A 17185-nucleotide genomic window follows, 5' to 3' on the forward strand; every position below is an offset into this window, starting at 1 on the left:
ATGGGCGCTCAGTCACGGATGACCCTCCTCTCTCTCCCCAGACGCTGGCAACGCGGCCTGCTGCTGCTGTGCCTGCTGCTCAGCGTACCGGCCTGGAGCGCCGATATCCTGCTGACCGCCGCCGAAGACGGCGCCGGGGTGCAGGCCTTCGTCCAGGCGCTCACCCAGCAGCGCCCCGACGACCGTGTGACCTTCACCCCCCTCGCCAACCTGCCCGTGCCCAGCCGCCTACCGGCCAATACGCGCCTGATCCTGTTGGACCTGCCCAGCCTAGACTGGCGCCTGCAGGACGCCCAGGGGCCGTCGACCCTGGTGTTGCGCATCAGCCGCCTGCAGGCCCACCAGCGCATGGGCCAGGGCGTGCCGGGCAAAATCAGCCTGCTGTGGAGTGACCCGCCGCTGGAGCGCCAGCTGCGGCTGATCGCCACAATCCTGCCCCAGGCCCGCCGCATCGGCGTGCTCTACGGCGCCGACAGTGAATTCCTGCTCCGCGAATTGCGCCAGTACGCCGCGCCGATGGGCCTGGAGATCGTGCCCCAGCGCTGGGACGACATTAACGACAGTCGCCCGCTGCAGCATTTGTTCAGAAACAGCGATGTGCTGCTCGGCCTTGACGACCCGCAGTTATACAACCCGAAAACCGCGAAGAACCTGCTGCTGAGCAGCTATGCCCGGCAACTGCCGCTGGTGGGGCCCAATGCCGGCTTCGTCAAGGCCGGCAGCCTGGCCAGTACTTACAGCGACCAGACCGACTGGCTGGCCGTGCTCGACCGCCTGCTCGATCACCCGCCGGCCGGCTGGCCGCGCGCCGTGTACCCGGAGCGTTTCAAAGTCGTGGGCAACCCGCAAGTCGCACGCTCACTGGGCATCGAACAGGTCGACGAAGCCAACGTCGCCGCCCGCCTGGCCGAAGGAGAACAACGCCCATGACCTTACGTCGTCGTTGGGACATCAACACCCGCACCCAGCTCATCACCCTGGGGCCGGCGCTGTTGCTGACGTTGCTGTTGATCAGCTTCTTCACCTTCGTGCGGATCCAGGACCTGCGCCAGGAACTCGACCACACCGGCCAGTTGATCGCCAACCAATTGGCCCCGGCCACCGAATACGGGGTGATCTCCGGCAACAACGACGTGCTCGACAGCCTGCTGCGCGCGACGCTGGCCACGCCCCATGTGCGCTTCCTGGAGATCCAGGACAGCGCCGAGAACATCCTGGTGTACGTCGAGCAACCGTCGGAAAACCACGACCGCTCGCTGTCGGTCAAAGTGTTCCAGGCCCCGATCCGCCTGCAACATATTCAATTGGGCAATGACTTTTTCCAGGACAACCTCAACGAACCCAAGGCGCCGCGTGCCGACTACCTGGGCCGGGTGATCGTCGGCATGTCCAACGATGCCTTCAGCCAGCGCCAACAGGAGATTCTGTTCAAGGCCGGCGTACTCGCGCTGTTTGCCCTGCTGTTCACCTTTTTGCTCGCGCGGCGCCTGGCCGCCAGCCTGTCGCAGCCGATCAGCGCGATGGGCAATGCAGTCAAGGCGATCCAGCAAGGCGACTACAAGACCCCGCTGCCGATTGTCGATGACTCCGAACTGGGCGACCTCTCGCGGCACATCAACAACCTTGCCGAAGGCCTCAACCAGGCCAGCCGCGAACAGCAGCAGGCCATGGCGCAACTGATCCAGACCCGCGAGGAAGCCGAACGGGCGAACAACGCCAAGTCGGACTTCCTGGCGATGATGAGCCACGAGCTGCGCACGCCGATGAACGGCGTGCTGGGCATGCTGCAGTTGCTGGAAACCACCGAGATGACCGAAGAGCAGACCGAATATGCGGCACTGGCCTCCGAGTCCACGGAACATTTGCTCAAGGTCATCAATGACATCCTCGACTTCTCGCGCATCGAACGCGCGGCCCTGGAGCTGGAACACATTCCGTTCAACCTCGCGGACCTGATCAACAGCTGCGCCCAGGCCTTCCAGCACAGCGCCCAGCAGCGCGGGCTGAGCCTCGAGCTGCCGATCCCGCCGGGCTTGGACACGTTGCGCGTGCAGGGCGACCCGACGCGTATCCGCCAGATTCTGGTGAACCTGATCGGCAACGCGCTCAAGTTCACCGAGCACGGCAGCGTCAGCGTCGAGCCCCATTGGCAACCCCTCGACCATGAACTGGTGTGGTTCACCTGCACCGTGCGCGACAGCGGCATTGGCATTTCCGCCGAGCGCCTGGAACTGATGTTCGATGCGTTCCAGCAGGCCGACAGTTCCATTTCAAGACGTTACGGCGGCACCGGCCTGGGCCTGCCCATCGCCCGCACCCTGGCCGAACGCATGGGCGGCACCCTGCGCGCGCAGAGCGAAGAAGGTCGCGGTTCGGTATTCACCCTGGAAATCCCGCTGGCCATCGACCAGCACAGCGTGCCGGCCATCGCCGCCAACGCCGAAGGCAAAGCCAGCGCGGGCGACGGCCGCCATGTGCTGCTGGTGGAAGACAACCCGGTCAACCGCACCGTGGTCGAAGCCATGCTGCGCAGCCTGGGCTTTGAAGTCAGCCTGGCCACCGACGGCGCCGAAGCGATCCGCAGCGCCGAGAGCCTGATTTTCACCGCGATCCTGATGGATTGCCGGCTACCGCTGATCGACGGCTACGAAGCCACCCGCCAGATTCGCCAACTGCCGGGCTGCGCCGAGCTGCCAATCATCGCCCTCACCGCCAACGCCTTGCAGGGCGATCGGGAACTCTGCCTGGCCGCCGGAATGAACGATTACCTGGCCAAGCCGTTCAAACGCACGGATTTGCAGCAAATCCTGCAGCGTTGGGTGCAATAGCGCCGCGCCATCAGCCAACTGCGACTGGCGTGAAAGACGAAAGTGCGGCAGTCTTAGGCACCCGAACGGACCGATAAACAGGCCCGGTTTAAAATTTCAGTGAACAAGTGTACATTCAGTGCCTTGACGCTGTGACTTTCACTACAACGCAATAGTCTATGTGTAGGCTGCCGATGTGAGGCATGAACGCTTCAGTCGGTTCGGGAAGATTTGCCCTACCCTGCCGCATGGGATTATTGAGGAGCTCGCATGACCAAACAAAACGCCTTTACTCGGGAAGACCTGCTGCGCTGCAGTCGCGGTGAGCTGTTCGGCCCAGGTAACGCGCAACTGCCCGCCCCGAACATGCTGATGGTGGATCGCATCACCCATATCAGTGAAGAGGGTGGCAAGTACGGCAAAGGTGAATTGGTCGCCGAGCTGGATATCACCCCGGACCTGTGGTTCTTCGCCTGCCATTTCGAAGGCGACCCTGTCATGCCGGGCTGCCTGGGCCTCGACGCCATGTGGCAACTGGTCGGTTTCTACCTCGGCTGGCAAGGCTTGCCGGGCCGCGGTCGCGCCCTGGGTTCGGGCGAAGTGAAGTTCTTTGGCCAGGTTCTGCCGAGCGCCAAGAAAGTCACCTACAACATTCAAATCAAGCGCGTCCTCAAGGGCAAGCTGAACCTGGCGATCGCCGACGGTTCGGTGACTGTCGACGGTCGCGAGATCTATACTGCCGAAGGCCTTCGGGTCGGCGTATTCACTTCCACTGACAACTTTTAAGGGTTATCCGCATGCGCCGCGTCGTTATCACTGGTCTGGGCATCGTTTCTTGCCTGGGCAATGACAAAGAGACCGTCACCGCTAACCTGCGTGCAAGTCGCCCTGGCATCCGCTTCAACCCGGAATATGCCGAAATGGGTCTGCGTAGCCAGGTTTCCGGCTCCATCGACCTGCCCCTCGAAGAGTTGATCGATCGCAAGATCTACCGCTTCGTCGGCCACGCTGCCGCCTACGCCTACCTGGCCATGAAGGACGCCATCGCCGATTCCGGCCTGAGCCACGATCAGGTCTCGAACGTGCGTACCGGCCTGATCGCCGGTTCCGGCGGCGCATCCACCCTGAACCAGATGGAAGCGCTGGACATCCTGCGCGAGAAAGGCGTGAAGCGCGTTGGCCCGTACCGTGTCACGCGGACCATGGGCAGCACCGTTTCCGCCTGCCTGGCCACGCCGTTCCAGATCAAGGGCGTGAACTACTCGATCTCCTCCGCTTGCGCCACCAGTGCTCACTGCATCGGTAACGCGGTTGAGCAGATCCAGCTGGGCAAGCAGGACATCGTGTTCGCCGGCGGCGGCGAAGAAGAACATTGGAGCCAATCGTTCCTGTTCGACGCCATGGGCGCGCTGTCCACCCAGTACAACGACACCCCGGAAAAGGCCTCCCGCGCCTACGACGCCAAGCGTGACGGTTTCGTCATCGCCGGCGGCGGCGGCATGGTGGTGGTCGAGGAGCTGGAACACGCTCTGGCCCGTGGCGCGAAGATCTACGCGGAAATCGTCGGCTACGGCGCCACTTCCGACGGCTACGACATGGTTGCGCCAAGCGGTGAAGGCGCCATCCGCTGCATGCAGATGGCCATGTCCACCGTGGATACCCCGATCGACTACCTGAACACCCACGGCACCTCGACTCCGGTCGGCGACGCCAAGGAAATGGAAGGCGTGCGCGCGGTATTCGGCGACAAGGCACCGGCCATCAGCTCCACCAAGAGCCTGTCGGGTCACTCCCTGGGCGCCGCCGGCGTTCACGAAACGATCTACTGCCTGCTGATGATGGAAGGCAACTTCATGGCCGGCTCGGCCAACATCGAAGAGATGGACCCGGTCGTGGCCGATATGCCGATCCTGACCAAGACCGTCGAAAACGTAAAAGTCGACACCGTGATGAGCAACAGCTTCGGCTTCGGTGGCACTAACGCCACCCTGGTGCTGAAACGCTGGCAGGGCAAGTAAGCCCCGCAGCTTGATCAGATGAAAACGCCCCGACTGGTTCGGGGCGTTTTTTTTGCGCTTGAATTCGGGGTCGCCTCGCTTGTACGCGGGTGTTGTTCCGCTGCCTCGAACTGATGCTGGGAATCCTGCTCGCCGCTACCTGGAAAAAATCCTGGAACACTTGAGTGCCAGCATGTTCTATAACTGCATGACTTTCTTCCTGCCACGCTTGAGAGGTTCGCCATGCCTGTTACCGTCAACACCCTGAATGCCGACAACTTCCGCCACAGCCTCAACATCGATAACCACGAGTTGTTCACCGATCTGCCCAAAAGCCTGGGCGGTGACGACACCGCGCCCTCGCCCCACGACTATTTCGACGCAGCCCTGGCGTCGTGCAAGGCCCTGACCCTGAAGCTGTATGCGCAGAGAAAGGGCATCCCGCTGACCGGCGTAACCGTGGAAATCACCCACGACGACAGCGAAGAGCAAAAGGGCAAGTACCACCTCAACGTCAAGCTGACGCTCAAGGGCGTGCTCACCGATCAGCAACGCGACGAACTGCACCGCATCGCCGACCGCTGCCCGATACACAAGTTGATGACCACCGCCGAGGTGAGTATCGAGACGAAATTGTCGGAAGGTGCCTTCAGCCAATAGCGGCAACCTCCGGTCGAGCGGGTTATGCTCAGGGCTATCCAACCCGCTCCGACAGGGACGCACCATGACCACCCTCACCGTGATCCGCCCTCGCCTCGAAGATGTCGAAGGCCAGCCCATCCTGCGCCCGCTGCCATCGCGAGAATGCCGTAGCGTCGGGCCGTTCGTGTTTTTCGACCATATGCTGGCGACCCGCTATGCACCGGGCAGCGGCATGAATATCCGCCAGCATCCGCACATCGGCCTGTCGACCCTCACCTACCTGTTCGAAGGCACCTTGCAGCACAAGGACAGCCTCGGTTCGGACCAAATGGTGCAGGCCGGCGATGTGAGCTGGATGACCGCCGGCAGCGCGATTGCCCACGTCGAGCGCACGCCCGAAGCAATCAAGAGCAAGGGGTTCAGCCTGCATGGGCTGCAAGTGTGGCTCGCCTCCCCCAAGGACCACGAGAGCGGCCCGGGGCATTACAGCCACCATCCGGCAGCCAGCTTGCCCACCAGCGACAACCTGGGCGTGCAGATCCGCCTGATCGCCGGCAATGGCTTCTGCCTCAAATCACCGGTGCCGGTGCTGTCGCCCACGCTGTACGCCGATGTGCAGATGCAGACGGCCACCACCCTGCTGATCCCCGACGAGCATGAAGAACGCGCGGTGTATGTGCTGGAGGGTGACGTACAGTTGGACGGTGAGCCGCTTGAGGCACACAGCCTGGTGGTGTTGCCGAGCGGACAGGCGATGACCCTGTCTGCCGACAGCGATTGTCACCTGGTGGTGTTCGGTGGCGCGCCGCTGGATGGGCCACGCCGGATCAACTGGAATTTTGTCGCGAGCGACCCGGCCGTGATCGAGCAGGCCCGGCAGCGTTGGGCGGCTGGGGATTGGCCAACGGTGCCCGGTGAAACCGAAAGAATTGAGTTGCCGATGAGATAGCCGCCTGCTCCCACATATAACCGCGTTTACCCTGTAGGAATGCGCTCGAATGTGGGAGCTGGCTTGCTCGCGATGAGGCCAGGACAGACGCCAGAGACTTAGCCCTTGAACACTTCATCCAACAAGTTATGCATCGACTGGAACGCCCGCGCAGCGGTCTTCGCGTCGTACATCATCATGCCCGGCACGTTGGCGTGCGGGTCGGTGAAGGAATGCACCGCACCGCCATAGCTCAGCAGTTGCCAATCCACACCGGCCGCGTTCATCTCATCTTCGAACGCCGGCAGTTGCGCTTTCGGCACCAGCGGGTCGGAAGCACCATGCAACACCAGCACGGAACCCTTGATGTTCTTCGCATCCGCCGGGTTTGGCGTGTCGAGGGTGCCGTGGAACGACACCGCAGCCTTCAACGCTGCGCCGGTGCGCGCCAGCTCCAGCGCACAGCAACCGCCGAAGCAGAAACCGAAGGTGGCCAACCTGGACGTATCCACCGCAGCTTCGCTCTGGCCTTGCAGTTGCGCTAACGCGGCCTGCATGCGCTTGTTCAGCAACGGGCGGTCATTCTTCAACGGCATCATCGCCGCACCGGCTTCATCGTTATTCGACGGGCGCACGGTTTGCCCGTACAGGTCGGCGATCAGCACCACGTAGCCTTTGCTGGCGACGCGCTTGGCAATCTCTTCGGCCCCTGCACTCACGCCCATCCAGTTCGGTGCCATCAACAGGCCCGGCAGCGGGCCGGTTTGGCTGGCATCGAAGGCCAGGCGGCTTTCATAAGACTGGCCATCAATCTGATAGACCACGGAACGCACAGTGACTTGGCTCATCATTTACTCCAGTTGAGGTTGCACAAGAACGAAAAAACCCGCCGAAGCGGGTTTTTCTACAACGGGGTTAAACCGACAGTTCAACCAACAGCTTGTTCAGTCGGCGCACATAGGCGGCCGGGTCTTTCAGGCTGTCGCCGGCAGCCAGGGCTGCCTGGTCGAAGAGGATGTGCGACAGGTCGCCAAAACGCTCTTCGCTCTGTTCGCCGTCGAGTTTCTCGATCAGCGGGTGAGCCGGGTTGAATTCGAAGATCGGCTTGGAGTCCGGCACCTTCTGACCGCTGGCTTCGAGGATCTGACGCATCTGCATGCCCAGGTCCTGCTCGCCGATGGCCAGGATCGCCGGGGAGTCGGTCAGACGGTGGGAAACCCGCACTTCGCTGACGGCGTCGCCCAGGGAGGCCTTGATCCGCTCAACCAGGCCTTCCTTGGACTTGGCCACTTCTTCAGCGGCTTTTTTGTCTTCTTCGGAATCCAGGTTGCCCAGGTCCAGGTCGCCACGCGCCACGTCGACAAAGGTCTTACCGTCGAATTCGCTGAGGTAGCTCATCAGCCACTCATCGATACGGTCGGTCAGCAGCAGCACTTCGATGCCTTTCTTGCGGAAGACTTCCAGGTGCGGGCTGTTCTTGACCTGAGCGTAGGTCTCGCCGGTCAGGTAGTAGATCTTGTCCTGACCTTCCTTGGCGCGTGCCAGGTACTCGGCCAGGGACACCACCTGCTCGCCGTCTTCGCCCTGGGTGGAGGCAAAACGCAGCAGGCCGGCGATTTTTTCCTTGTTGGCGAAATCTTCCGCCGGGCCTTCTTTCATGACCTGGCCGAAGTTCTTCCAGAAGCCTTTGTATTGCTCAGGCTCGTTCTTCGCCAGTTTTTCCAGCATGTCGAGGACGCGCTTGGTCAGCGCCGACTTCATGGAGTCGATGATCGGGTCTTTCTGCAGGATTTCCCGCGACACGTTCAGCGACAGGTCGTTGGAGTCGACCACGCCTTTGATAAAGCGCAGGTACAGCGGCAGGAACGATTCCGCCTGGTCCATCACGAACACGCGCTGCACGTAGAGCTTCAGGCCCTTTGGCGCTTCGCGCTGGTACAGGTCGAACGGCGCGCGGGCCGGTACGTAGAGCAGCGAGCTGTATTCCAGCTTGCCTTCGACCTTGTTGTGGCTCCAGCTCAGCGGGTTTTCGTAGTCGTGCCCGATGTGCTTGTAGAACTCCTGGTATTCCTCGTCCTTGATCTCGGTACGCGGACGGGTCCACAGGGCGCTGGCGCGGTTGACGGTTTCCCACTCAACGGCCGGTGCTTCTTCGCCTTCGGCGGCGGCCTGCTCTTTCGGCAATTCAATCGGCAGGGCGATGTGGTCGGAATACTTCTTGATGATGTTGCGCAGGCGCCAGCCATCGGCAAATTCGTCTTCACCGGGTTTCAGGTGCAGCACGATGCGCGTACCGCGATCAGCCTTGTCGAGGGTGGCGACTTCAAACTCGCCCTCGCCTTTCGAAGACCAATGCACGCCTTCGCTGGCGTCAAGGCCGGCGCGGCGGCTGAACACTTCAACCTTGTCGGCGACGATGAAGGCCGAGTAGAAGCCCACGCCGAACTGGCCGATCAGGTGCGAATCTTTCTTCTGGTCGCCCGAAAGGTGCTTCATGAAATCGGCAGTGCCGGATTTGGCGATGGTCCCCAGGTGGGTGATCGCATCCTCACGGCTCATGCCGATACCGTTATCTTCGAGGGTGACGGTCTTGGCGTCTTTGTCGAAGCTCACGCGGATTTTCAGTTCGGCGCCACCTTCCAGCAACTCCGGCTTGGACAGGGCTTCGAAACGTAATTTGTCGACAGCGTCAGAGGCGTTCGAGATCAACTCGCGAAGGAAAATTTCCTTGTTGGAATACAGCGAATGGATCATGAGGTGCAGCAGTTGCTTCACCTCGGTCTGGAAGCCCAGGGTTTCCTTTTGAGTTTCCACACTCATGGTCATCAAACTCCAATTGGATGGCAGTGGCCGCGCCCTGAAGGGTTGGCGGCGGGTTGTCATCAAAGTTGGGGGCTAAGACCAGGATTTCAAGGGCGGGACACTTCTCCGATCTTGAAATGCGCGCGGGCGGTGGCGATGGGTTCGGCCGCGGTGCTTTGCCAGGCGGTGATCGACACGTTCGCCACCCGTCGACCCTGGCGCCAGACCTGGCACTTGGCGTAAGTGTCGCGAAACTGGCCGGCGCGCAGGTAATCCAGGGAAAAGTCGATAATTTTCGGCAGGCCCGGTGCGCCGGTGAACACCAGCAGGTGCAACGCGGCGCAGAGTTCCATAAAGCCTGCAATCACACCGCCGTGCAGTGCCGGTAATATCGGGTTACCAATGTTGTCCTTGTTGGCCGGCAGGCGGAACAGCAGCTCATCGCCTATCCGCGTGCATTCGATGCCGATCAGCTTGGCATAGGGGATCAGATCGAGCAGCGCCTTGTAGTTACCGTGCTCATGGGCCTGCTCCAGACGTGTCTTGAAGTGATGTGTCATACCTGTTCTCCCGTGACTGTACTGCCCAGCCCCTGCGCACCCTTGAGGCGCTTGCCCATACGCATGAACGTCCCCACCGTGTGGGCGACGGGTTGTTGCGGGTCGTCCTGATAAGCGAAACCACGGGTGAAAATCACGTCGGCGGTCACCCGGTAGCACTGGGCAAAACCATACACCGGCTTGTGCGGTTCGGCGGGATGCATGTAGTCGATGCGCAGGTCGAGGGTCGGGCACACCTCGAACTCCGGCAACACGCACAGGGTGGCCATGCCGCAGGCGGTGTCCATCAGCGAGGTCAACGCGCCACCATGGATCACGCCCGTCTGGGGATCACCCACGATCATCGGGCTGTAGGGCAAAACCAGGGTAATCCCCTCCTCGCTGGCTTGATGAACGGTAATGCCCAGCACCTGGCAATGGCGCAACGCTGAAATAAAGCGCTTGGCACGCTCTAACAAGGGATTTTCGGTCATTCGGTTCAGACTCTGATGAATGTGGGTCCGGCGCAGTATGGACCGTCGGAAAAAGTTCCTTGGGAAAATGCTTTATATATCTGTGGGATATAAGGAACTAATGCTGGCCCCATGTGCTCGAAAGGCCAGTAGATATCTTCACTAAGGAGAAACACCCAATGCGCAAGACTTTAGCTATTTCCATGATGCTGGCCGCTGCCCTCGGTCTCGCTGCCTGCGACAAGAAATCCGAAAACAAAGCCCAAGATGCCGCCGCGCACTCTGAGCAAGCTCAGAAAGATATGGCTGCAGCACAGGATAAAGTGAACGAAGCTGCGAAAGAAAACGGCGATGCTGCCAAAGCTCAGGCCGAATCGAACAAAGCCGCAGCACAAGAAGCAGCACCTGCTACCCCAGCAACCGGTTCTTGATACCGGGGCTTGAAATAGCTTGGCTGCAAAAAGAAAGCCCGCTTAGATAGCGGGCTTTACTTTGTCTGCTGTTGTCGCGCAGTGCGATAAACCGGCGCTATGCCTGCAGCGCTTTACGCCACCGGGTCTTTGGCCACGTCCGGCAGCGACGTATCGGTCTGCGTATACACCATCACTTGCAGTACGTCGGAATGAAACTCTCGGCGATACAGCACCAATACCACCCCGGCGCTCATCGACATGAACAGCCAGGGACTGACAAACCATGCCAGCATGGTCATCCCGAAGTAATAAGCGCGCAGGCCAAAGTTGAACTGGTTAGCCGCCATCGAAATCACCCGCGCCGCCCGCAGGGCAAACGCCTTGCGCTCCTGCTCCGACACGTGCCGCTCACCGATCATCGGCGCCGACCCCACCAGCACCGCGGCAAAGTTGTACTGGCGCATGCACCAGCTGAACGTGAAGAACGCGTAGACGAACACCAGTGCCAGGCACAGCAGCTTGATCTCCGACATACCCTGGGATGCCTGCTGCACCAGGGGAATATCGGCCAGCAATGAAACCGCCCGCTCCGAGGCGCCCAACACGGTGAGAATACCCGCAAGGATGATCAAGGTGCTGGAGGCGAAGAACGAGGCGTTGCGCTCAAGATTGCCAATCACACTGGCGTCGGCGATGCGGTTGTCACGCAGCAGCATGCGACGCATCCAGTCTTCGCGATACAGGTGCAGCACGCTGGCCAGACAGGCAGTGTCGCGGGCTTTCCAGGTGGCATAACGGGTGTAGCCGCCCCAACAGAGGACGAACCAGAGGGCGGCAAGCAAGTGGATCAGGTTGGCTTCGATAAACGGCATGCGGGTCCTTATACACGAAAGATTTCATGAACCCGGTTAAGTGTGGGCGCCGAGTTCCAGCTTGAGCTTTGCGTTACTCCTTCGACGTTAGCCCACGGAAAAAGACACTGCCCGCCGCCCATAAAAAATGCCCCGTATCAATCGATACGGGGCATTTCAATACAGCCTGAAGCCGGGGGTTACGCGACCGCTTCGCTGCGCTTGCCCAGCATGCGGTCAACCACCACCGCGGCCACCAGCATCATCACCGATGGCACCAGCCACGCCAGGCCCTGCTCGCTCAACGGCAGGTTGGCCAATTGCGACGGCATCCAGCCCGCCAGGCCGGCGCCCTTGAGCGCATCGATGCAGCCGAAGATGAACGACACCAACATCACCGGGCCAACGATGCGGCTCTGCTCCTGCCAGAAGTCTTTGCAGAAGCTCAAAGCCACCAGCACGATGCATGGCGGGTAGATCGCAGTGAGCACCGGGATCGAAAACGCGATCAGTTTGGTCAGGCCCAGGTTGGACACGAACAGCGAGAACAGCGCCAGGATCACCACCAGGGTCTTGTAGGACAGCGGCAGGATCCGGCTGAAGTACTCGGCGCAGGCACAGGTCAGGCCGACGGCGGTGACCAGGCAGGCCAGGGAGATCAGCACGGCCAGGAAGCCACTGCCCAGGGAACCAAAGGTGTGTTGCACGTAGGCATGCAGGACAGCGGCGCCATTGGCGGCACCGGCGGCGATCTCATGGCTGCCCGCCCCGAGGCGGAACAGGCTGACATACACCAACGCCAGGCCGACGCCGGCAATCAGCCCGGCAATGATCGCGTAGCGGGTGATCAATTTAGGCGATTCGACACCACGGGAACGGATCGCGTTGACGATCACGATACCGAACACCAGCGCGCCCAGGGTATCCATGGTCAGGTAACCATTGATAAAGCCTTGGGAGAACGGCGCGGCCACGTATTCCGGGTTGGCGACGCCCACGTCACCGGCCGGCAAGGCAAACGCGGCGATACCAAGGATGGACAGCGCGATGATTTTCAGCGGTGCCAGGAAACGGCCCACGGTGTCCAACAGACGGCCCGGGTACAGGGAGACGAAAAACACCACCAGAAAGTACACCGAGCTGTAGAGGAACAGCGCCAGCGGGCTTTCACCGGTCAACGGCGCCAGGCCCACTTCAAAGGACACGGTCGCAGTACGCGGGGTGGCGAACAGCGGCCCTACCGCCAGATACGCTGCCGCCGCCAGCAGGCCACCGGCGATCTTACCGATCGGGCTGCTTAACGCATCCATACCACCACCGACCTTGGCCAGGGCGATCACGGTGACCACCGGGAGCCCGACTGCGGTGATCAGGAAACCCAACGCCGCCATCCAGACATGGGGCCCGGACTGCAAACCAACGATAGGCGGGAAGATGATGTTGCCGGCCCCTACAAACAGGGCAAAAGTCATGAAGCCCAACGCCAGGATGTCCTGACTTTTCAACACTTTCATTTGAGGAAATACCACACTACTGAATCGGAATTTAGAGAGGGCTTCCCTATGGATGAGGGAAATGCTGCCGGCCCTTGTGGGCACCGACCGGTCTAGCGCGCGGCTTCCTTTTGGGATGCGAGCGCTTAAAGAGGCGGCAAGGTTACAGAATTTGGCCGATAAACGCACTGTTGCAGGGCGAACTGTCCGATAAGCGACATTGGAATGTCGTGTTTTCATACTTAATGTGGCGATACAGACAAAAAATGTGGGAGGGAGCTTGCTCCCGATAGCGGAGGTTCAATCACATCATCAGTGACTGAGCCACCGCTATCGGGAGCAAGCCCCCTCCCACATGGGACCAAGTACATTTCAATAAATGGGCCGCCCAGAATGCACAAAGGCCACCCGAAGGTGGCCTTTGCTGGTGAAGCGTCAGTTAAGCGCGAGGCTTACTTGACTGCCCAACCGGTCAGCTCGGCCAGGGCCTTGCCGATGTCTGCCAGCGAACGCACGGTTTTTACGCCTGCGTCTTGCAGTGCAGCGAATTTCTCGTCTGCAGTGCCTTTGCCGCCAGAGATGATTGCGCCAGCATGGCCCATGCGCTTGCCAGCAGGGGCAGTCACACCAGCGATGTAGGAAACAACCGGCTTGGTCACGTGGGCCTTGATGTAGGCAGCCGCTTCTTCTTCAGCCGAACCGCCGATCTCACCGATCATGACGATCGCTTCGGTCTTCGGGTCTTCCTGGAACAGCTTCAGGATGTCGATGAAGTTCGAGCCTGGGATCGGGTCACCGCCGATGCCGACGCAAGTCGACTGACCGAAACCGGCGTCAGTGGTCTGCTTCACAGCTTCGTAGGTCAGGGTGCCGGAACGGGAAACGATACCGACTTTACCTGGCAAGTGAATGTGACCAGGCATGATGCCGATCTTGCATTCGCCTGGAGTGATCACGCCTGGGCAGTTAGGACCGATCAGGACCACGCCCAGCTCGTCGCACTTGACCTTGGCATCCAGCATATCCAGGGTAGGAATGCCTTCGGTGATGCACACGATCAGCTTGATGCCGCCGAACGCCGCTTCCAGGATCGAGTCTTTGCAGAAAGGAGCCGGAACGTAGATCACGCTGGCGGTCGCGCCAGTGGCAGCTACTGCGTCTTTAACGGTGTTGAACACTGGCAGGCCCAGGTGCTCGGTGCCGCCTTTGCCCGGCGTTACACCACCAACCATCTTGGTGCCGTATTCGATGGCTTGCTGGGTGTGGAAGCTACCTTGCGAACCGGTAATACCCTGGCAGATAACTTTGGTGTCTTTATTGATCAGGACGCTCATTATTTGCCCTCCGCAGCTTTGACAACTTGTTGAGCAGCGTCGGTCAGGCTGGTAGCCGCGATGATGTTCAAACCGCTTTCTGCCAGTACTTTAGCGCCCAGTTCAGCGTTGTTACCTTCAAGGCGAACAACAACCGGGATTTTCACGCCGACTTCTTTCACTGCACCGATGATGCCTTCGGCAATCATGTCGCAACGAACGATGCCGCCGAAGATGTTGACCAGTACTGCAGCGACGTTGGAGTCGGACAGGATGATCTTGAAGGCTTCGGTTACGCGTTCTTTGGTAGCACCACCGCCCACGTCGAGGAAGTTGGCTGGTTTGCCGCCATGCAGGTTGACGATGTCCATGGTACCCATGGCCAGGCCGGCACCGTTGACCATGCAGCCGATGTTACCTTCCAGGGCTACGTAGTTCAGTTCGAACTTGGCAGCGTGCGCTTCGCGCGGATCGTCTTGCGACGGATCGTGGAAAGTCTTCAGCTTAGGCTGACGGTACATGGCGTTGGCGTCGATGTTGATCTTGGCGTCGAGGCAATGCAGATCGCCGTCAGCCTTGATCACCAGCGGGTTCACTTCCAGCAGGGCCAGATCGTGATCCTGGAACAGTTTGGCCAGACCTACGAAGATCTTGGCGAACTGGGCAACTTGCTTGCCTTCCAGACCCAGCTGGAAAGCCAGCTCGCGACCCTGGAATGGCTGAGCGCCAACCAGTGGATCGATAGTGGCTTTCAGAATTTTTTCAGGGGTATCGTGAGCGATCTTCTCGATGTCCACGCCACCTTCGGTGGAAGCCATGAACACGATGCGACGGCTCGAACGGTCAACGACAGCGCCCAGGTACAGCTCTTTAGCGATATCAGTGCACGATTCAACCAGGATCTTGGTGACTGGCTGGCCATTGGCATCAGTCTGGTAAGTCACCAGACGCTTGCCCAGCCACTGCTGTGCGAAGGCCTTGGCGTCTTCTTTGCTGCGAACCAGCTTAACGCCGCCCGCTTTACCGCGACCACCTGCGTGAACCTGGGCTTTTACAACCCATTCGGTCCCGCCGATTTTATCGCAAGCTTCTGCTGCTGCTTCCGGGGTGTCTACTGCGTAGCCCTGGGATACTGGCAGGCCGTATTCAGCGAACAGCTGCTTACCCTGATACTCGTGAAGATTCATGCTTTTTACCGTCTTCGTTAGGTACTGCGCATTCGGCGCTGCGCTCATTATGAGTGCCGCGCCACCTGTGACTGCTGCTTACGCAACTTGCCGGACTCAAGCCCGGTCAAGCTGCGCAAGACTGCGTCCAGCGGATATTCCGCGGTGAGTCTTGCGCGCAAGGCTCACGACGGGCAACCGCCGTGGTTTCTTATTATCTCGTTTTAGCGCTTCTTCTTGTTCGCGATGTGAATGGCATGACCATTCACTGCCAGCGCGGCTTCGTGCAATGCTTCGGACAGGGTCGGATGGGAGAAAACCATCATGCCGATGTCCTCGGCACTGGTGCCGAATTCCATACCGATTGCGCCCTGCTGGACCAGTTCTGCTGCGCCTGGGCCAATCACATGGACGCCCAATACGCGGTCAGTCTTGGCATCAGCGATGACTTTGACAAAACCACCGGTGTCGTTGGCTGCCATGGCACGACCAGAAGCAGCGAACGGGAAGGTGCCGACGTTAACTTCAACGCCTTCAGCTTTCAACTGCTGTTCGTTCTTGCCGACCCATGCAATTTCCGGGTGGGTGTAGATAACCGATGGGACCAGGTCGTAGTTCATCTGGGTTTTGTGGCCCTTGATGCGCTCGACAACCATGATGCCTTCTTCGGAAGCCTTGTGCGCCAGCATCATGCCGCGAACCACGTCGCCAATGGCGTAGACGCCAGGAACGGTGGTAGCGCAGTGATCGTCAACGTGGATGAAACCACGCTCGTCGATGTTCACGCCGCTGTCGGCTGCCAGCAGGTCGGTGGTCACTGGACGGCGACCAACGGCTACGATCAGCTTGTCGAAGGTGATGGTCTGTTCGCCATCCTTGTCGGTGTAGGTCACGACCACTTCTTCGCCGTTGACCTTCGAGCCGGTCACGCGAGCGCCCAGCTTGATGTCCAGACCCTGTTTGGTCAGGGTTTTCAGGGCTTCCTTGGACACTGCGGTGTCAGCAGCCAGCAGGAACGTGTCCAGGGCTTCGAGCACAGTGACCTGGGAACCCAGGCGGGACCAGACCGAACCCAGTTCCAGGCCGATCACGCCAGCGCCGATCACGCCCAGACGCTTGGGAACTGCTTGGAATTCCAGGGCGCCGGTCGAATCAACGATGACTTTCTGGTCAACAGGTGCTGGTGGAATGTCGATCGGACGCGAACCTGGAGCCAGGATCACGTTTTCGGCTTCGATGATTTCGACCGAACCGTCCGGCTTGGTGATTTCAACTTTCTTGCCGGCCAGCAGCTTGCCGTGGCCTTGCAGGGAAGTTACGCCGTTGGCCTTGAACAGGGTGGCAACGCCGGAGGTCAGGCCTTTGACGATGTTGGCTTTACGGCCAACCATCGCGGGTACGTCCATGGTCACGCCAGCGTGGCTGATGCCGTGGATGGCAAAACCGCTTTGCGCTTCGTGGAATTTCCAGGAGCTGTCCAGCAGCGCCTTGGAAGGAATGCAACCAACGTTCAGGCAAGTACCGCCCAGTGCCAGTTTGCCTTCCTTGTCGGTGTATTTTTCGATGCAAGCAGTCGAGAGGCCCAGTTGTGCGGCCTTGATAGCGGCAACATAGCCGCCAGGACCTGCACCAATCACTACAACGTCAAATTTCTGCGACATGAAAATAGTTCCTCTATTTAGCAGCAAGCTGTCAAGCCGCAGGCCCCAAGCCCGACTGCCGTATCCGGCAGCCTGTCACTTGAGGCCCGCAGCTGCTTCT

Annotated in this window: 16 protein-coding genes; 7 read left to right on the forward strand and 9 right to left on the reverse strand. The window is 60.2% G+C overall.

The window, feature by feature from the left end; all coding sequences use genetic code 11:
- The 6 genes from TU80_RS01415 (at position 1) to TU80_RS01440 (ending at position 6395) form a co-directional block, all read left to right on the forward strand.
- Positions 1-930 carry an ABC transporter substrate-binding protein gene (locus TU80_RS01415; protein WP_046384189.1) on the forward strand — a complete coding sequence of 310 codons (930 nt, stop codon included), beginning with the start codon at positions 1-3 and terminating at the stop codon, positions 928-930.
- The gene (locus tag TU80_RS01420) at positions 927-2828 is read left to right on the forward strand and encodes an ATP-binding protein (protein ID WP_057003703.1); all 1902 of its coding nucleotides are present in this window, start codon (positions 927-929) and stop codon (positions 2826-2828) included. Before TU80_RS01415 ends, TU80_RS01420 begins: the two co-directional genes overlap by 4 nt.
- A 249-nt stretch (positions 2829-3077) precedes the next feature.
- Positions 3078-3593, forward strand: a complete 516-nt coding sequence (fabA, locus tag TU80_RS01425; protein WP_003190035.1) for a 3-hydroxyacyl-[acyl-carrier-protein] dehydratase FabA — start codon at positions 3078-3080, stop codon at positions 3591-3593.
- An 11-nt stretch (positions 3594-3604) separates the two neighbouring features.
- Positions 3605-4825, forward strand: a complete 1221-nt coding sequence (gene fabB / locus TU80_RS01430) for a beta-ketoacyl-ACP synthase I (protein ID WP_017846780.1) — start codon at positions 3605-3607, stop codon at positions 4823-4825.
- Between the two features lie 222 nt (positions 4826-5047).
- Positions 5048-5464 carry an OsmC family protein gene (locus tag TU80_RS01435; RefSeq protein ID WP_046384191.1) on the forward strand — a complete coding sequence of 139 codons (417 nt, stop codon included), beginning with the start codon at positions 5048-5050 and terminating at the stop codon, positions 5462-5464.
- Positions 5465-5528: 64 nt separating this feature from the next.
- Positions 5529-6395: a pirin family protein gene (locus TU80_RS01440; RefSeq protein WP_057003704.1), complete on the forward strand. Its 867-nt coding sequence runs from the start codon at positions 5529-5531 to the stop codon at positions 6393-6395.
- A 98-nt stretch (positions 6396-6493) separates the two neighbouring features.
- Here TU80_RS01440 and TU80_RS01445 read toward each other — a convergent pair whose 3' ends face one another.
- From TU80_RS01445 to TU80_RS01460, 4 genes are all read right to left on the reverse strand, one after another.
- Positions 6494-7222: a dienelactone hydrolase family protein gene (locus TU80_RS01445; protein WP_046384193.1), complete on the reverse strand. Its 729-nt coding sequence runs from the start codon at positions 7220-7222 to the stop codon at positions 6494-6496.
- 67 nt (positions 7223-7289) lie between these two features.
- Positions 7290-9194, reverse strand: coding sequence for a molecular chaperone HtpG (htpG, locus tag TU80_RS01450; protein WP_017846776.1), 1905 nt, complete (start codon positions 9192-9194; stop codon positions 7290-7292).
- Positions 9195-9283: 89 nt separating this feature from the next.
- Entirely contained in the window at positions 9284-9736 is a 453-nt protein-coding gene (locus TU80_RS01455) for a PaaI family thioesterase (protein ID WP_017846775.1), read from the reverse strand.
- Entirely contained in the window at positions 9733-10209 is a 477-nt protein-coding gene (locus TU80_RS01460; RefSeq protein ID WP_046384194.1) for a PaaI family thioesterase, read from the reverse strand. The genes TU80_RS01455 and TU80_RS01460 overlap by 4 nt, the downstream gene beginning before the upstream one ends.
- Before the next feature lie 158 nt (positions 10210-10367).
- On the opposite strand from TU80_RS01460, the gene TU80_RS01465 reads away from it, so the two are divergent.
- Positions 10368-10619 carry a hypothetical protein gene (locus TU80_RS01465; protein WP_017846773.1) on the forward strand — a complete coding sequence of 84 codons (252 nt, stop codon included), beginning with the start codon at positions 10368-10370 and terminating at the stop codon, positions 10617-10619.
- Between the two features lie 113 nt (positions 10620-10732).
- Here the strand turns inward: TU80_RS01465 and TU80_RS01470 are convergent, their stop codons facing one another.
- The 5 genes from TU80_RS01470 to lpdA all read right to left on the reverse strand — a co-directional run bounded on the left by TU80_RS01470 (position 10733) and on the right by lpdA (position 17085).
- Positions 10733-11473, reverse strand: a complete 741-nt coding sequence (locus TU80_RS01470; protein ID WP_017846772.1) for a DUF599 domain-containing protein — start codon at positions 11471-11473, stop codon at positions 10733-10735.
- A gap of 179 nt (positions 11474-11652) precedes the next feature.
- Positions 11653-12966, reverse strand: coding sequence for a branched-chain amino acid transport system II carrier protein (brnQ, locus tag TU80_RS01475; protein ID WP_057003705.1), 1314 nt, complete (start codon positions 12964-12966; stop codon positions 11653-11655).
- A gap of 431 nt (positions 12967-13397) precedes the next feature.
- A complete protein-coding gene (sucD, locus tag TU80_RS01480) occupies positions 13398-14279 on the reverse strand; it encodes a succinate--CoA ligase subunit alpha (RefSeq protein ID WP_003172813.1) in 882 nt (293 codons plus the stop codon).
- Positions 14279-15445 carry an ADP-forming succinate--CoA ligase subunit beta gene (gene sucC / locus TU80_RS01485; protein WP_017846770.1) on the reverse strand — a complete coding sequence of 389 codons (1167 nt, stop codon included), beginning with the start codon at positions 15443-15445 and terminating at the stop codon, positions 14279-14281. The genes sucD and sucC overlap by 1 nt, the downstream gene beginning before the upstream one ends.
- Before the next feature lie 203 nt (positions 15446-15648).
- Positions 15649-17085 carry a dihydrolipoyl dehydrogenase gene (lpdA, locus tag TU80_RS01490; protein WP_046384196.1) on the reverse strand — a complete coding sequence of 479 codons (1437 nt, stop codon included), beginning with the start codon at positions 17083-17085 and terminating at the stop codon, positions 15649-15651.
- Positions 17086-17185: the final 100 nt, after the last annotated feature.

The sequence above is a fragment of the Pseudomonas veronii genome (assembly GCF_001439695.1).
GTDB lineage: Bacteria > Pseudomonadota > Gammaproteobacteria > Pseudomonadales > Pseudomonadaceae > Aquipseudomonas > Aquipseudomonas veronii.

Excerpts from the sequence above, each read along its gene's own strand:
- TU80_RS01415 (WP_046384189.1), top strand. The coding sequence starts at position 1 with ATGGGCGCTCAGTCACGGATGACCCTCCTCTCTCTCCCCAGACGCTGG.
- TU80_RS01420 (WP_057003703.1), top strand. The coding sequence starts at position 927 with ATGACCTTACGTCGTCGTTGGGACATCAACACCCGCACCCAGCTCATC.
- fabA (WP_003190035.1), top strand. The coding sequence starts at position 3,078 with ATGACCAAACAAAACGCCTTTACTCGGGAAGACCTGCTGCGCTGCAGT.
- fabB (WP_017846780.1), top strand. The coding sequence starts at position 3,605 with ATGCGCCGCGTCGTTATCACTGGTCTGGGCATCGTTTCTTGCCTGGGC.
- TU80_RS01435 (WP_046384191.1), top strand. The coding sequence starts at position 5,048 with ATGCCTGTTACCGTCAACACCCTGAATGCCGACAACTTCCGCCACAGC.
- TU80_RS01440 (WP_057003704.1), top strand. The coding sequence starts at position 5,529 with ATGACCACCCTCACCGTGATCCGCCCTCGCCTCGAAGATGTCGAAGGC.
- TU80_RS01445 (WP_046384193.1), bottom strand. The coding sequence starts at position 7,222 with ATGAGCCAAGTCACTGTGCGTTCCGTGGTCTATCAGATTGATGGCCAG.
- htpG (WP_017846776.1), bottom strand. The coding sequence starts at position 9,194 with ATGAGTGTGGAAACTCAAAAGGAAACCCTGGGCTTCCAGACCGAGGTG.
- TU80_RS01455 (WP_017846775.1), bottom strand. The coding sequence starts at position 9,736 with ATGACACATCACTTCAAGACACGTCTGGAGCAGGCCCATGAGCACGGT.
- TU80_RS01460 (WP_046384194.1), bottom strand. The coding sequence starts at position 10,209 with ATGACCGAAAATCCCTTGTTAGAGCGTGCCAAGCGCTTTATTTCAGCG.
- TU80_RS01465 (WP_017846773.1), top strand. The coding sequence starts at position 10,368 with ATGCGCAAGACTTTAGCTATTTCCATGATGCTGGCCGCTGCCCTCGGT.
- TU80_RS01470 (WP_017846772.1), bottom strand. The coding sequence starts at position 11,473 with ATGCCGTTTATCGAAGCCAACCTGATCCACTTGCTTGCCGCCCTCTGG.
- brnQ (WP_057003705.1), bottom strand. The coding sequence starts at position 12,966 with ATGAAAGTGTTGAAAAGTCAGGACATCCTGGCGTTGGGCTTCATGACT.
- sucD (WP_003172813.1), bottom strand. The coding sequence starts at position 14,279 with ATGAGCGTCCTGATCAATAAAGACACCAAAGTTATCTGCCAGGGTATT.
- sucC (WP_017846770.1), bottom strand. The coding sequence starts at position 15,445 with ATGAATCTTCACGAGTATCAGGGTAAGCAGCTGTTCGCTGAATACGGC.
- lpdA (WP_046384196.1), bottom strand. The coding sequence starts at position 17,085 with ATGTCGCAGAAATTTGACGTTGTAGTGATTGGTGCAGGTCCTGGCGGC.